The organism is Arthrobacter sp. 10L424, from assembly GCF_056395325.1.
Window position 1 is genome coordinate 16,474 of record NZ_JBFTJH010000008.1, and the last position, 15,292, is coordinate 31,765.

Genomic DNA, 15,292 nt, shown 5'->3' on the forward strand with positions numbered 1-15,292 from the left:
ATCTCCTTCGGCAGGTCCGGATGGGTACCTTTCGAATTTACCGCACGCGGCAGGGGCTGCGATGCCAGGTTGGTTCCCCGCCCGGTCAGTCCTGGGTGCAGGGGGCCGCGCCGGCAGTGCCGGGCGTGTTGGGTGCCCAGTGCGGGTAGCTGCGGGTGTCGTTGGCCGGAACCCACCTTCCCGCGTCCACCACGTAGTCCCAGCCGAGGCCGGTCTGGCGCAGCTCCTGGATACCGGCGAGCAGACGCTGGGCGTCCTCCAGCCGGGACCCGACTCCGAAGCTGGCCCGCAGCGAGCCGGAGGGCAGCCCGAGCCGACGGAGCAGGGGGTGCGCGCAGAACCGGCCGTCGCGCAGCCCGATGCCGTGTTCGGCCGAGAGATACGCCGCCACCAGGCCCGCGTCGTAGCCTTCAACGGAGAAATTGACGACGCCGATCGTGCCGGTGCCGGCCCCGTTCCCCGGTTCGTGGCCTGCCGGCACGTCGTAGGACGCACTGTCCGCGAAGATCTGGTGAACGGTCACGCCGTCGATCCGGGCGAGGCCCTCGACGAGGAACGACCGGATGGCGTTTTCGTGCGCGTGCCACTGTTCCACGTCCAGGCCGGCGATGACCTGGGTGGCCCGGGCCAGGGTGGCGGCGCCGAGGACATTGGGAGAGCCGCCTTCATGCCGGGCGGGGCCGGTGGTCCAGCTGACCGTGTCAATCCGGGCGTCCTGCACGGCTCCGCCGCCGGCCAGGTGCGGCGTGCCGGCGTCGAGCCAGTCGGGACGGCCCACCAGCACGCCCGCGCCGAAGGGCGCGTAGAGCTTGTGCCCGGAGAACGCTAGGTAGTCGACGCCGTCCGCGGCGATGTCGATCCGCCGGTGCGGGGCCAGCTGGGCGGCGTCGACGACGATCCGGGCGCCGTATTCGTGGGCCAGGGCGGCCAGTGCCCGGATCGGCAGGATCTCTCCGGTGACGTTGGAGGCGCCGGTGACGGCGAGCAGGCTGACGCCGCCGTGGGCGAGTTCCCCGCGGAGCAGTTCCAGCGTGGCGGCGAGGGTGGGCGCGGCGATGACGCTGCGGTGCGGCACCCGCTGCCAGGGCAGAAGGTTGGCATGGTGTTCGATGTCGAGGTAGAGAACCTCGCCGGTGTGCACGCCGTCGACGACGGGCAGGCAGCCGGCCAGCAGGTTCAGGGAGTCGGTGGTGTTCCGGGTGAAGATCACGGCGTCGTCCGGGCGGCCGCCCACGAAATCGCGGACGATGGTGCGGGAGTTCTCGTAGACCGAGGTGCTGATCTGGGAGGCATAGCCGGCGCCGCGGTGGACGCTGGCGTAGAACGGCAGGATTTCGTTGAGGTAGGCCGAGACCACCGACAGTGCGGGCGCCGAGGCACCGTAGTCCAGATTGGCGTAGCGGACGTGGCCGCCCCGGATCAGCGGCGCCTGGATCTCGGCGCCCGTCACCGCGGCCAGCGGACGGCGGGCGATGGCGAACCGCGCATCGGGATGCGCTTGGCCGGCGACGGCATGGAGTTCGGGGGTGGCGGGAATGGTGGCAGTCGTCATGGGACCTCGCTTGAAAAGGACCCCACGTACCGGGGATCCGCGCTTGCCGGGTCCGTTCCGGACCGGCCAGGTCGTCACCCGGGGCACCCCGCCGCGAATGGAGGGTTGCCGGCCAGCAAACCGGGGTTTAGCGCTGGCACTCGTGACCTGTTTCGAGCCTAGGACATTCCCCGCCCGCGCGAAAAGGTGCTGGCTGATTGTGAAGCTGTTTGTTACGCGGGCGCTAGCACACTCGCTAGCACGCTGCGCTGGCTGCGGCGATGCCGGTCCGGGGCCTCGTCAGGAGCTGCAAAGTTGAACAGGTTCCCGGGCATCCGGCGCCCGGGCGGGCGGTGCCGCCGCAGACCGGATTTGCCGTCGCTGCGACCGCTTCGGCGGGCTCTTCGGCGGGTTCCCGGACTGGCCGGGCGGCGTCCCGGCTCGGGGCGGTCCGCTGGCTGCCGGTGGAGATGCTGAGGCCGAACAGGGCATCGAGGGCAGCGGCGTAGTCGTCCTGGCGCCCAAGCGCGGCGAGCTCCCGGCCGCGGACCGTCGGGGTATGGAGCAGGCGCCGGATCAGATGCCGGAGGGCGAGGTTCACGTCGTCAGCCGAGGCAGACCGGCCATGCTGTTTGCTGACGCGTTCCATTTCGCTGTGGAGGACCTGATGGAGGTGCTCGCGCAGGGCGACGACGGCGGTGTCCACGGCGCGCCCGGCTTCCTCTTCCTCGAAGTGGCGTGCCGCCTGCTGGACCAGGGCGCGGGCGCGGCGCAGCGCCGCGGCGTCCGCCGGGGGAGCAGCGCGGTGCACCGATTCCAGCGTGATGAGTTCGACGCCTGGCAGCCCGCCCACGCGGGGGTCGAAATCGTGGCTGGGAGCGAGGTCGATGATGGTGAGCGGACGGGCCGCACCCTCACGCCACCAGGTGAGGGCGGCAGCGTCGAGCCGGGCCCCCGAGCCGCTGCAGCCAATGAGGAGGTCCGCCCCCGCAACGGCTGCCGGCAGCTGGCCGGCGGAGAGGGCGGTGCCGCCCCTGGCCGCCACGAAGGTCTTCGCGCGGCCGGAGTGGGAGAAGACCGAAATGTCGGTACATTTCCGGTTCCGGAGCAGCTCCGCGACGCACGCGGCGTAGGCGCCGGTCCCGAAGAGAACGGCCGACGCGCCGGCGATTCCGGCCTGTTTGGTGCCGTCCCGCGGGCCTCCGGCGGCGGCAAGGTCCAGGGCAACGGAAGCGATGGATCTGCTCGCGCTGCTGAGTGCGGTCTGTGCCCCCACGTCCTTCGCGGTGCGGGATGCGGCCTGGAACAGCCTGCCCAGCCGTCCGCTGGTGGTTCCGGCGGCCTGCGCGTCCGAGAGTGCGCGCCGGACCTGGCCGGCGACTTCGCGTTCACCCACGACGACGGAATCCAGCCCCGCTGCAACGGCGAAAAGGTGTTCCGCGGCCGCAGTTCCCCGTAGTTCCTCGAAGAGGCCCGAAAGGCGGATCGTGGGCAGCCCGGAACCGAGATGGACCGACTCGAGGACGTCCGTGCGGGCGGCTGCCAGGCCCGCCTCGGACGGGACTTCGCAGTAGATTTCGAATCGGTTGCAGGTGGACAGGACCACGGAAGCGGCGACGGGCGAGCCGCCGGCGAGAAGCTGCGGCGCGAGCCCGGTGGCGGCTGCGTGCAGTGCGGCGGCCGATTCGGGCCCCAGGTCCCGGTACTTCGCCATGAGCACCAGTAGTACGGGGCCGATCCCGGCGGTGCCGCCAGTCCGGGCATGAGCTGTGTCAGACAAGGCTGCTCTCCTCCCAAAAAGATGCCCTACCTTGAGGCCGGCTGAGGCCGGCCGTCTTGGACAGCGTCGTACAGGGAGGTTGCGGAATCCTTGGGGCGGGTCCGCGGGTTGCTAGAGCAGGTCGTCCAGGCCGGGGTTGAGGCGCTTGAGGACCTCGGAGTGGAGGATCGAGTTGGTGGCGAGGGCGTTGCCGCCGAAGGGGCCGTCTTCGCCTTCCAGGGAGGTGAAGCGCCCGCCTGCCTCGGTGACGATGGGTACCAGGGCGGCCATGTCGTAGAGGTTCAGCTCGGGCTCGCAGGCGATGTCGACGGCGCCTTCGGCCACGAGGCAGTAGGACCAGAAGTCCCCGTAGGCGCGGGTGCGCCAGACTTCCTCGGTGAGGCCGAGGAACTCGTCGAGGTTGCCGCGCTGCTTCCAGCCGCCCAGGCTGGAGTAGGACAGGGAGGCGTCCGAGAGTTCCGAGACGTTGGAGACCTTCAGCCGGGTGGCGGCGGCCAGCGACCGGCCCATGTAGGCTCCGGCGCCCTTGGCGGCCCACCAGCGTTTGCCCAGTGCGGGGGCGCTTACGACGCCGACCACCGGCTCGCCTTCGTCGACAAGGGCGATCAGTGTGGCCCAGACGGGGACGCCGCGGACGAAGTTTTTGGTCCCGTCAATCGGGTCGATGATCCAGCGGCGGGAGCCGTGGCCGGAGCTGCCGAATTCCTCGCCGAGCACGGCGTCGCGGGGGCGGGAGCGGGACAGCTGGCCGCGGATGGCTTCCTCGGCTGACTTGTCGGCGTCGGTCACCGGCGTGAGGTCCGGCTTCGTCTCGATCCGAAGGTCGAGCGCCTTGAAGCGGCTCATGGTCTGGGAATCTACGGAATCTGCCAGTACATGGGCAAGGCGCAGGTCATCGTTGTAGCTCGAAGCGGGTTGACTCATGGTTCCAAACTACCGCCAAAGCGGGCGGGGGAGCGGTAGGCGGCACCGCAGCCGGCTACGAGACGGTGCCCAGTTCCTTGACGTCCTGTGCTTCCATCCGCGGGTCCGTCCCCAGCAGGCGGCGGAGCGAGGCGAGCCGGGCCGGGCCGGATTCGCCCGCGTGGCCGGCAGCCACCCAGGCGTCCACTCCGCAGTTGACGGCGCTGGAATCGTGCTTGCAGCCCCGCTCGCAGTCGTCGGTGCCGGGCTCGAGGTCCGGGAAGGACCGCAGGATCCGGTCCGGGTCCACGTGGGCCAGGCCGAAGGAGCGGATGCCCGGGGTGTCGATGATCCAGCTGCCCGCCGGGGCATCGTTGACCTTGAGGGCCAGGGCGGAGGACGACGTGTGGCGGCCGCGTCCAGTAACGGCGTTGACCCCGCCGGTGGCGCGCTCGGCGCCGGTCAGGGCGTTCACCATGGTGGATTTGCCGACGCCGGAATGGCCCAGCATGACGGTGACCTTCCCGTCGAGGTGGCCGCGCAGCTGCGAGACGGCGTCCTTGTCCAGGCGCGCGGACAGGCCGTCGTCGGAGCGGGCGTCGATGCCGGAGGCAGCGGAATCCGCCGTCTTGGAGATGATCACCGGGAAGGCAAGGTGCTGGTAATTGGAGAGGAGTTCCGCGGGATCCTTGACGTCGGCCTTGGTGACCAGTAGCAGCGGCTCGATGCCGGCGTCGTACGCGGCGACGAGGGCGCGGTCGATGAAGCCGGTCCGCGGCTCCGGGTTGGCGGCCGCCACGACGATCACCAGCGTGTCGGCATTGGCGACGACGGCGCGCTCGATCGGGTCCGTGTCGTCGGCGCTGCGCCGCAGGAGGGTCTTGCGGTCCTGGATCTTGACCAGCCTGGCCAGCGTGTCCGGTTCGCCGCTGACGTCCCCGACAAGGGAGACGAAGTCGCCCGCAACGACCGGGTTGCGGCGCAGCTCCCGGGCGCGGGCCGCGATGATCTTGCGCTCTTCGGGTGTGCCTTCGGCGACGACGGCGGTGTAGCGGCCGCGGTCCACGGTGATGATCCGGCCGGTGACGGCGTCGTCATAGGCGGGCCGGTCCTTGGTACGGGGCCGGGATCCCTTTTTGTTGGGGCGGATCCGGACGTCGGATTCGTCCCAGGAATCAGTGCTGCGTGCCACCGGCGGAGTCCTTCTCTGCTGCGGTTCGCTGCGCCAGCATGGCTTCCCAGAGTTGTGGGAAGTCCGGCATGGTCTTGGCCGTCGTCGCGATGTCCTCGACCTCGACGCCGGGCACTGCCAGGCCAAGGATGGCGCCCGCCGTGGCCATGCGGTGGTCGGCATAGCTGTGGACGACGCCGCCGCGCAGCGGCGCCGGGCGGATGACGAGGCCGTCGCCGGTCTCCTCGGCATCCCCGCCCAGGCGGTTGATCTCGGCCACGAGGGCGGCGAGCCGGTCCGTTTCGTGCCCGCGGAGATGGGCGATGCCGGTCAGTCGCGAGGGGCCGGTGGCGAGGGCGCACAGTGCTGCCACGGTGGGCGCGAGCTCGCTGGTCTCGTCGAAGTCGGCACCCTTGATCTCGGCCCCGCCGGTGACCGTCAGGGTGCCGTCCGTGAGTGTGACGGCGGCACCCATGGCCGTGAGGATGCCGCGCCAGAGGTCGCCGACCTGCGTGGTCTCTGCGGGCCAGTTGGGGATCCGCACGGTCCCGCGGGTGGCGAGGGCCGCCGCCAGGAAGGGGCCGGCGTTAGAGAGGTCCTGTTCGATCCGCTGGTCAAAGGCGCGGATCGGACCGGGGGAGACAACCCAGTGGTTCGGAACGGAGTCATCGACGCTCACGCCGACGCCGCGCAGCACGGCCACGGTCATGTTGATGTGGTCCAGGCTCGGCACGGGCTTGCCCGGGTTTTCGGCGCTGCGGTGCTCCAGGTGAAGACCGTCAGTGAAGCGGGCGCCGGCCAGCAGCAGGGCGGAGACAAACTGCGATGAGGCGCTGGCATCGATGACGAGGTGGCCGCCGCGGACCTCCCCCGTGCCCTGGACGGTGAACGGCAATGACGACGCCGATCCGCCATCGGGCGCGCTGACCGCTACGCCGAGTCCGGCCAGGGCCTCGATGATGGTGCCCATCGGGCGTTTGCGCGCGTGGGGGTCGCCGTCGAACAGTGACGCCCCCCGGCGCAGGGCCGCGACAGGCGGCACGAAGCGCATGACCGTCCCGGCCAGGCCGCAGTCGATCGCGGCCGGAGCCCCGGAGGGTTCCGTGCTGATGGGCGTGACAGCCAGATCGGGGCCGAAGGCGCCGTCGCCCGGAACCTCGGTGATGGTGGCGCCGAGTTGCCGCAGGGCCTCGATCATCAGGGCCGAATCCCGGGAGTGCAGCGGAGCGCGCAGCCGCGAGGGCCCGTCGGCGAGAGCCGCCAGCACGAGGTACCGGTTGGTCAGGGACTTCGAGCCCGGCACGGTGACCGTCGCGTCAACGGGCCGTTCGGCGAAGGGCGCCCGCCAGAGCGGAGGGGTCCCGGCCGGAAGGGGATGGGCGGCTGCGGTGGGGGTGGTGCCGGTCATTGCTGTTTTAGGCTCCGTGGGTGTGGTCTACGGCTTTGCGCACGGCCTTGTCGGCCTTCTTAAGCTGTTTGCCGGTGGTCTTCTTGACGTCGGCGGCGAGGTGGCCGGCGTTCTTCTTGGCATCGGCTGCGAGGTGTTCGGCGCGCCAGGCCAGGCTGGGCCTGCCATTGGTGTCGACGGAGGCCAGCAGCACGCCGCCGGTCAGCGAGACGTTTTTCAGCAGCTGCTTGCGGCGGGCGTCGCGGCCTTCCTTGGACGTTATGTCCGCACTGCGCCATTCAACGTAGCCGTTGAGCGCGGAGATGACAGCCAGGACGGTGGCTGCCAGGCGTGCTGACTTGCCGAGTGCGAGGAGGACCCCGGCTCCAACCTGTGTGCCGCCGATAACGCGGGCCAGGACCTTCTCGTTGGTCTGGAAGGGAAGGGACTCCGCGGCGCGGCGCAGCAGGGGTGAGAGCTGCGTCGCGGTGTCGTCCGCATTCTTTAGCTTGTCCATGCCCGCAAGGACGAAACTGGAGGCGAGCATGGGCCGGGCGAGAAAGCGGACAAAGGACATGAATTTCCTCCTGGATGGACGAACCGCGGAATCAATGCGGGAGAACCGGTTCTAGTCTTGCACTTTTGCGGAATATTTGCCTGCCCGGCGGGGTTGTGAATGACAGGTCCAGGCCGCCGGTTTGCGGCTGGTCAAGGGGCAAGACAACAAGAGCACGATAACGAGTCAGGCCAGCCCACATGCCGGGCTGGAACACGGTGCCGTGGCTGGAGGATTCCGGCGTGGCGCCAGGGAGGCGGAGATTTGGTTCTGGTGAAGGACAAGCTCACACGTGGCACCGCGCTTATCGGGGACATTGCGCAGCCTGCGGCGGATCCTGCCGCGTTGTGGACGATGGCCCTGCAGGATGGAGCGGTGCGGGCGATTACGGACACCCGCCGGAAGGTAACAGTAGACTTGAAGGCAATGAGCACCATGGATCCGGCCGTTGCGGCCATGCACGAGGCAGCCGGAAACGGCGCGACGCCCGCCGAGTCACCTGTTGCCGGCCCTGCCGGCGCACCCCCCAGCCCTGCCTTGGCGCCCAACGCCGCGCACGATGCGGCCGCCCAGGAGCTGATCGTGGACGGCCAGGCCCTGGATGTTGCGACGGAAACGGCTGAGGACCGCCGGGTGCGGTTCGAACGCGACGCCATGCAGTATGTGGACCAGCTGTATTCCGCGGCCATGCGGATGGCCCGGAATCCCGCGGATGCCGAGGACCTCGTCCAGGAGGCCTACACGAAGGCTTTTTCGGCCTTCCACCAGTACAAGCCGGGCACCAACCTGAAGGCCTGGCTGTACCGCATCCTGACAAACACCTACATCAATCTTTACCGCAAGCGGCAGCGCGAGCCGCTGCAGTCCAACTCGGACACCATTGAGGACTGGCAGCTGGCCCGGGCGGAGTCGCACACGTCCTCGGGACTGCGCTCGGCCGAGGCCGAGGCGCTCGACCACCTGCCGGATTCCGACGTAAAACGGGCGCTGCAGGCCATCCCGGAGGAATTCCGGCTGGCCGTGTACTTCGCCGACGTCGAGGGATTCGCGTACAAGGAAATTTCAGACATCATGAACACGCCGATCGGGACCGTGATGTCCCGGCTGCACCGGGGCCGGAAAATGCTGCGGGATATGCTCGCCGACTACGCCGCCGAGCGGGGATTCAGGGCCGCAGATGCCACCGCGGCGGCCGGAAGCAACAAACAGGAGAACAGGAAATGAGCGACTGCCAGGGACTGGGCGATTGCGATGACGCCCGGATGCAACGTATCTACGAGTATCTGGATGGTGCCCTCACCCGCGATGACATCGCGGAGATCAAGGACCATCTGGACGGCTGCCCCGAATGCTTTGAGCAGTACGACCTCGAATGTGTCATCCGCGTGATGGTGAAGCGTTCCTGCACCGAAGCCGCCCCGGAGAACCTGAAGAACTCGATCCTGGACCGGATCCACTCCAGCAACCCCGTCGAGGCCTGACCCAGGCAGAACCGGCGCCGCCCGAATACGATTAAACAGATGACCCCGGAAACCGTGAGGTTTCCGGGGTCATCTGTCCAAAGCTGTGGTTCCTAAGCGTTGCTTAGGCGTTGGGGCGCTTGCCGTGGTTCGCGCCGCCACGCTTACGGTCACGACGTTTACGTGCACGCTTGCTCATAGCTGGCCTCCTTAATTTTTGGTACTCAAAAGAGCTGCCCTCAAGTCTCCCACATCAGGGGACCCGCCGCGAACCGGCGGGCGGGCAGGTGTCCCGGAGGGGCAATGCAAAGTGAAACGATTAGTCCAGGGAATTCCGGATAGAGATCCGGGCCTGGTCCAGCACCGTCCTGACCGTCTCCAGCGTCACCGGCGTGATCGGGTGCCGGCCGCCGTGGCGGCGCAATTCCACCCGGATGTCGTCGCGGAACGCCTGCACCAGCATCTCCGCTTCCCGCAGCCGGCCATCGCTCTCCTGCGAGTAGCGCTGGCCCGCCAGCGAGGCGACCGTTGAACCGGCCGCGCGGGCCGAGGAGCGTGCGGCCTCGGCGGTTGCCGCCAGGTCCGCCCGCAGCCCGCGCATGTTGTCCTTGATGTCCTGGCGCAGGTTGTCCGCGAGCCGCCGGACCGATGCGGAGATGTCGTTTTCCACGCCGGCAAGTTCGTCCCGCCGGCTGTTCAGCTCCAGGAGCCCGGCCGGGGTGATGCTGTAACGGGTCCGGCGGCCTTCGGTGTGCGTGGCCACGAGCCCTTCCTCTTCCAGCTTGCCGAGCCGCGGATAAATGGTCCCGGCACTGGGGGAGTAGGTGCCGCCGAAACGTTCGCTGAGCGCCTTGATGAGTTCGTAGCCGTGCTTGGGGCCGGTCTCCAGCAGGGCCAGGAGGTAGAGCCGGAGGGCGCCATGGGCGAAGACCGGAGGCATCAGAGCCCCGTTTCGGTGTCCGGGGCCGGCGGGCGGTGGAAGATCGACGTCTTGCCCGAGACGGAGTTGGTGCGGACCAGCATGAGCTGGGAATCGGGCCCGGCGATGGTCTGGACGCCGCCGCCGGGCTGGGCGTACTTCGTGTCGCCAATGACGACGGCGCCGCTGGCGGACTTGGCAATGATGTCCACCCCGACGTCGTGCGGGACGCGGATGGTGACGTCACCCGACACCGAGTTGGCGCCAAAGTCCTGGGTAAAGCCGTGCAGGTCGAAGCTCAGGTCTCCGCTGACGGTGTTGGCGCGGATGTGGCTGAAATCGCCGGAGGCGGTGATCTCGCCGGAGACGCTCTTGGCCGTCAGGACGCCGTGGTGGTTGCGGGCGATCACTTCGCCGCTGACAGTGTTGACGGCCAGGTTTCCGGAGGTGCCGTCGGCCAGGACGGAACCGGAAACCGTGTTGAGCCGGGTGTGTCCGCTGATTCCGGAGACCATGCCGTCGCCGCTGACGGTGCCGGCCTCGACGTCGACGCCGGCTGGCAGGGCGATGCTGATGACCGCCGAGTTGTTGCTGTTGTTGCTGACGGTGTCCATCAAATTCTTGAACCAGCCCTGCGGGCCGTGCAGCTGGTGCCGGACCTCGAGGCGTCCGTCCACGATGCTGATCGCCAGCGGATCGCCGGAGACCTCGGAGACCTCGATTCTGGCGACGGCCTCCTCATGGGTGACGATGTCGAACCGGCCCCGGACTATGCCGAGCTTGAGCGACCGGACGCCGTCGACGTCGATGGTCTGCGGACCGGTGACGGTCCAGTTGTTCTCCGTCATGCTGTTCTCTGACATGGTTCCTCCGGGAGGGCGATACTTCATGCGACGGTTACGATATATCGCGACTATGAAGTCACGATATATCGCCGCAATTGCACGGTCAAGATATATCGCGAATTTCCCGGGGCAGGGCGGGGCCTATTCGGGGGTTTCCATCCCCAGCCACTGGAACCAGCCCCGGTGCAGCACAAGCCACGCCATCAGCCCGTAGCCGGCCTGGCCGGGCGTGCCCCCGTTGGCGGCGAGGTCCTGCCGCCACTGTTCATGGTTGAGCAGGGGGGAGAAGGTGTCGACGTAAAGATGTTTGCGCCGCGTGGTGACATCGGCGAAGGCGGTATTGAGCTCGCCGAGCCGGCGGTTCTGGGCCGGGTCCAGTGACGGCGGCGGGCCCACGACAAAAACCTCGATCTTGCTCTGCGAGGCGGAGTCGAGGATGTTGGCGAGGTTGAGCCGGCTGCGTGCAGTGGAGAGGCCAAACTCGACATCTCGGCCGGAAAGGCCAATCACCAGGCGGTTCTCGTGGTGGCTGTTGAAGCGGCGGCCGGCTTCCTCAAGCCAGCGGGCGGCCAGACCCTCAGTTCCCTCCTGTGGACAGGGAAGGGAATAGCATTCCAACGACAGTCCGTCCTGCGGCGTGCGCGCCAGGACCCGCCCCAGCCAGCCCAGCGCCCGGGGGTCACCCAGGCCGGCCAGCAGTTCATCGCCCACGGCTGCGATCCGCAGCTTTCGATCTTCCACGACTACCTCTTCACTCCAGAGCGTCCATTGAACCGCCCCCGGACGACAACGGTGCCCGGGGACGGTGACGGTTTAAACAACTCTGCCCGGCCGGAGTTGCGTGATCCAATCTCCGGCCGGGCAGCGTTGACCTTACTTACGTGCGAATGCCTGCTTGAGCAGTGTGTCCTGCTCGGCCGAGTGGCGCTTCATCGATCCAGCCGCGGTGGCAGCCGAGGCAGGGCGGGAAACGAGGCGGACCCGGCGGTCCAGCGCGTCCGGAAGGTTCAGGCCGATGAACGGCCACGGACCCTGGTTGGCGGGCTCGTCCTGGGCCCAGACAACCTCGGCGTTCGTGTACTTGGCAAGCTCCGCGGCAATCTCGGCGGCAGGCAGCGGGTAAAGCTGCTCGACCCGGATGATCGCCGTGGTCTTGTCGCCGGTCTTCTGCCGGGTGGACAGCAGATCGTAGTACAGGCGTCCGGAGACCAGCAGGACACGTTCGACGGCGTCGGCCTGCAGCTGCTCGTGCTCGGGGATGACTGGCCGGAAGGTGCCGGTGGTGAAGTCCTCCACGGAAGACGCTGCGGCCTTGAGGCGGAGCAGCTGCTTCGGCGTGAAGATGATGAGCGGCTTCCGCGGCCGGCTGTAGGCCTGGCGGCGAAGCAGGTGGAAGTGCGACGCCGAGGTCGTGGGGTTGGCCACGATCATGTTTTCTTCGGCGCACATCTGCAGGAAGCGCTCGATCCGGGCGGAGGAGTGGTCCGGCCCCTGGCCCTCGTAACCGTGCGGCAGCATCAGCACGAGCGACGAGCGCTGGCCCCACTTCTGCTCGGCCGAGGAGATGAACTCGTCGATGATGGTCTGCGCGCCGTTGACGAAGTCGCCGAACTGCGCCTCCCAGAGCACCAGGGCATCCGGGCGTTCCACCGAGTAGCCGTATTCGAAGCCCATGGCCGCGAATTCCGAGAGCAGGGAGTCGTAGATCCACAGCTTGGCCTGGTCATCGGAGAGGTGAGCCAGGGGCAGCCACTCGTCGCCGTTGGCGCGGTCGTGGAAGACGGCGTGGCGCTGTACGAACGTGCCACGGCGGGAGTCCTGGCCGGCGAGCCGGACGGGAACGCCTTCCATGATCAGCGAACCGAACGCAGCCAGTTCGCCGAAGCCCCAGTCGATGCCGCCGTCGCGGGACATGACTTCGCGCTTCTCGAGGAGCTGCTTGAGCTTCGCGTGGACCGTGAACCCCTCGGGGATGTCGACGTGTGCCTTGCCGATGCGCGCCAGCGTCTCCGCGGAGATCGCCGTCGACGCCGGGGCGCTGATGCCGGAGTCGGACTGCTGTGCCATCGGGCGCTCCAGATCCGATACCGCGGCGGAATCCGCAGTGATGATCGGAATCGGCGACGTCTGCGCGGCATGCGTTTCCGCGAAGACACGCTCCAGCCGTTCCTGGTAGTCGCGGAGCAGCTGCTCGGCTTCTTCCTCGGTGATGTCACCGCGGCCGATCAGGGATTCCGTGTACAGCTTGCGGACCGAGCGCTTGGCCTCGATCAGGTTGTACATCAGGGGCTGGGTCATCGAGGGGTCGTCGCCCTCGTTGTGGCCGCGGCGGCGGTAGCAGACCATGTCGATGACAACGTCCTTGTGGAACCGCTGGCGGAACTCGTAGGCGAGCTGGCCGATGCGGACCACGGCTTCGGGGTCATCGCCGTTCACGTGGAACACCGGCGCCTGGATCATCTTGGCGACGTCCGTGGAGTACGTGGACGACCGCGACGAGGACGGGGCGGTGGTGAAGCCGACCTGGTTGTTGACCACGATGTGGATGGTGCCGCCGGTGCGGTAACCGCGCAGCTGGGAGAGGTTGAGCGTTTCAGCGACAACACCCTGCCCGGCGAACGCGGCGTCGCCGTGCACCATGATCGGCAGCACGGGGAAGGCTTCGCCCTGGTCGAGGCGGTCCTGCTTGGCGCGGACGATGCCTTCGAGGACGGAGTCCACGGCTTCGAGGTGCGACGGGTTGGCGGCCAGGTAGACCTTGGTCTCCTTGCCGTTGTCCGAGGTGAACGTGCCCTCGGTGCCGAGGTGGTACTTCACGTCGCCGGAGCCCTGCACGGAGCGCGGGTCCTGGGTGCCCTCAAATTCGCGGAAGACCTGGGCGTAGGTCTTTCCGGCAATGTTGGTGAGCACGTTGAGCCGGCCGCGGTGGGCCATGCCGATCGCCACTTCGTCGAGTTCGTCGTCGGCAGCGTCGGAGATGATGGCGTCCAGCAGCGGGATCAGCGACTCGCCGCCCTCGAGCGAGAAACGCTTCTGGCCGACGAACTTCGTCTGCAGGAAGGTCTCGAATGCCTCGGCAGCGTTGAGCTTGGAGACGATGCGCAGCTGCTCGTCGCGGCTCGGCTTGGAGTACGGGTGCTCCAGCTGGTCCTGGAACCACTTGCGCTCTTCCGGGTCCTGGATGTGCATGTATTCGATGCCGGTGGTGCGGCAGTAGGCATCGCGGAGCACGCCGAGGATGTCGCGGAATGCCAGCATGGGCTTGCCGCCGAAACCGCCGGTGGGCCATTCGCGGTCCAGGTCCCACAGCGTCAGGCCGTAGGTCAGGACGTCGAGGTCCGGGTGCTTGCGCTGGACGTACTCGAGCGGATCGGTGTCCGCCATGAGGTGGCCGCGGACGCGGTAGGCGTGGATGAGCTGCTGGATGCGGGCGACCTTGTTGATCTCGTCGGCCGGGTCCACCTGCAGGTCCGGGCTCCAGCGCACGGGCTCGTAAGGGATCCGCAGGGATTCGAAGATCTCGTCGTAGAAGTTCTGGGCGCCCAGCAGGAGCTGGTGGACCAGCTTCAGGAACTCGCCGCTGCCGGCACCCTGAATGACGCGGTGGTCATAGGTCGAGGTCAGGGTAAGGACCTTGCTGATGGCGTTGTGCGCGATGATCTTCGCGCTGGCGCCCTGGAATTCCGCGGGGTAATCCAATGCGCCGACGCCGATAATGGCGGCCTGTCCCTTGGACAGACGCGGCACGGAGTGCACGGTTCCGATGCCGCCCGGGTTGGTCAGCGAGACCGTGGTGCCGGAGTGGTCATCGGCCGTCAGCTTGCCTGCGCGGGCACGCTTGATCAGGTCCTCGTACGTGTGCCAGAACTCGGAAAAGTTGAGGGTCTCCGCCTTCTTGATGTTCGGGACCATCAGCAGGCGCGTGCCGTCGGGCTTGGGCATGTCGATGGCGATGCCGAAGTTGACGTGGGCCGGCTGGACTGCGACTGGCTTGCCGTCGACCTCGTCGTAGTAGACGTTCATCGAGGGGAACTGGGCCAGGGCGCGGATGACGGCGTAACCGATCAGGTGCGTGAAGGAGACCTTGCCGCCACGGGCACGGGCAAGATTGGAGTTGATCACCACTCGGTTGTCGATCAGCAGTTTCGCCGGGATCGCCCGCACGCTGGTGGCGGTCGGAACCTCCAGGCTGGTGACCATGTTCGACGCGATCGCCTTGGCCGGTCCGCGGAGGACGGAGACGACGTCTTCCTCGGGAGCCGTGGGGGCCTTGATGTTCTTGGGCAGCTGGGCCGGGATGGGCGCAGTGCCGGGGCCGGCTTCCGAGGTCTTGGAACCGTCGCGGGCAATGGTGGCCGGAGCCTTCTTCGCGGCGGGAGCGGCGGGAGGAGCGGCCGAGGCCGGGGCGGGGGCTGCAGGTGCGGCCGGCTGCGCTGCCGGAGCCGCAGGAGCTACCACGGGAAGTTCGCGGGTGGCGGGGTGCGCAACTGCCGCTGCGCCCGAGGTCCCGTTGGTGGAGGCACTGTCTCCGGCGCCAAAGGATTCGAACAAGGGCCACCACTTGGCATCCACCGTGTTCTTGTCCTGCTGATAACGCTCGTACAGTTCGTCAACGAGCCACTCGTTTCCGCCAAATTCCTCTGGTAGACGGTGGCTAGGCTGCTCTGGCACTTGAATTACGCCTCTTCCATGAGTTTGATTCCCACTGGTTTCACGGTGCCGCAGCACAACGATTGAACC

13 protein-coding genes and 1 riboswitch are annotated in these 15,292 nt (G+C 67.9%); of the genes, 2 read left to right on the plus strand and 11 right to left on the minus strand.

The genetic code is table 11. The features are described 5' to 3' along the window. Positions 1-85 precede the first annotated feature (85 nt). The 6 genes from AC1DC5_RS13975 to AC1DC5_RS14000 all read right to left on the minus strand — a co-directional run bounded on the left by AC1DC5_RS13975 (position 86) and on the right by AC1DC5_RS14000 (position 7,349). Positions 86-1,552 (minus strand): aminotransferase class V-fold PLP-dependent enzyme, encoded by a 1,467-nt coding sequence (locus AC1DC5_RS13975; protein WP_476865550.1) that lies wholly within the window; start codon positions 1,550-1,552, stop codon positions 86-88. 34 nt (positions 1,553-1,586) lie between these two features. After that, positions 1,587-1,700, minus strand: a riboswitch (SAM riboswitch). Between the two features lie 87 nt (positions 1,701-1,787). Continuing rightward, positions 1,788-3,245 carry a glutamyl-tRNA reductase gene (locus AC1DC5_RS13980; protein ID WP_476865639.1) on the minus strand — a complete coding sequence of 486 codons (1,458 nt, stop codon included), beginning with the start codon at positions 3,243-3,245 and terminating at the stop codon, positions 1,788-1,790. 177 nt (positions 3,246-3,422) lie between these two features. Continuing rightward, on the minus strand, positions 3,423-4,235 hold the full coding sequence (gene hisN / locus AC1DC5_RS13985; RefSeq protein WP_476865551.1) for a histidinol-phosphatase: 813 nt from the start codon (positions 4,233-4,235) through the stop codon (positions 3,423-3,425). 55 nt (positions 4,236-4,290) lie between these two features. After that, positions 4,291-5,406: a ribosome small subunit-dependent GTPase A gene (gene rsgA, locus AC1DC5_RS13990; protein ID WP_441404606.1), complete on the minus strand. Its 1,116-nt coding sequence runs from the start codon at positions 5,404-5,406 to the stop codon at positions 4,291-4,293. After that, positions 5,390-6,793, minus strand: coding sequence for a 3-phosphoshikimate 1-carboxyvinyltransferase (gene aroA, locus AC1DC5_RS13995; RefSeq protein WP_476865552.1), 1,404 nt, complete (start codon positions 6,791-6,793; stop codon positions 5,390-5,392). Before aroA ends, rsgA begins: the two co-directional genes overlap by 17 nt. Positions 6,794-6,800: 7 nt before the next feature. Further along, a complete protein-coding gene (locus AC1DC5_RS14000; RefSeq protein WP_441404608.1) occupies positions 6,801-7,349 on the minus strand; it encodes a DoxX family protein in 549 nt (182 codons plus the stop codon). A gap of 333 nt (positions 7,350-7,682) precedes the next feature. Between AC1DC5_RS14000 and AC1DC5_RS14005 the strand changes: the two genes are divergently transcribed. Beyond that, entirely contained in the window at positions 7,683-8,552 is an 870-nt protein-coding gene (locus AC1DC5_RS14005) for a sigma-70 family RNA polymerase sigma factor (protein WP_476865640.1), read from the plus strand. Beyond that, the gene (rsrA, locus tag AC1DC5_RS14010; protein ID WP_441404609.1) at positions 8,549-8,809 is read left to right on the plus strand and encodes a mycothiol system anti-sigma-R factor; all 261 of its coding nucleotides are present in this window, start codon (positions 8,549-8,551) and stop codon (positions 8,807-8,809) included. Before AC1DC5_RS14005 ends, rsrA begins: the two co-directional genes overlap by 4 nt. Positions 8,810-8,912: 103 nt before the next feature. Here the strand turns inward: rsrA and AC1DC5_RS14015 are convergent, their stop codons facing one another. The 5 genes from AC1DC5_RS14015 to AC1DC5_RS14035 form a co-directional block, all read right to left on the minus strand. Beyond that, on the minus strand, positions 8,913-8,987 hold the full coding sequence (locus AC1DC5_RS14015; protein ID WP_104061284.1) for a 50S ribosomal protein bL37: 75 nt from the start codon (positions 8,985-8,987) through the stop codon (positions 8,913-8,915). Between the two features lie 120 nt (positions 8,988-9,107). After that, positions 9,108-9,728 carry a PadR family transcriptional regulator gene (locus AC1DC5_RS14020; protein WP_441404610.1) on the minus strand — a complete coding sequence of 207 codons (621 nt, stop codon included), beginning with the start codon at positions 9,726-9,728 and terminating at the stop codon, positions 9,108-9,110. After that, entirely contained in the window at positions 9,728-10,555 is an 828-nt protein-coding gene (locus tag AC1DC5_RS14025) for a DUF4097 family beta strand repeat-containing protein (protein WP_476865641.1), read from the minus strand. The genes AC1DC5_RS14020 and AC1DC5_RS14025 overlap by 1 nt, the downstream gene beginning before the upstream one ends. Positions 10,556-10,693: 138 nt before the next feature. Further along, positions 10,694-11,293, minus strand: coding sequence for a GDSL-type esterase/lipase family protein (locus AC1DC5_RS14030; protein ID WP_441404611.1), 600 nt, complete (start codon positions 11,291-11,293; stop codon positions 10,694-10,696). Positions 11,294-11,425: 132 nt separating this feature from the next. After that, the gene (locus AC1DC5_RS14035) at positions 11,426-15,223 is read right to left on the minus strand and encodes a multifunctional oxoglutarate decarboxylase/oxoglutarate dehydrogenase thiamine pyrophosphate-binding subunit/dihydrolipoyllysine-residue succinyltransferase subunit (protein ID WP_476865553.1); all 3,798 of its coding nucleotides are present in this window, start codon (positions 15,221-15,223) and stop codon (positions 11,426-11,428) included. Between the last annotated feature and the right edge of the window lie 69 nt (positions 15,224-15,292).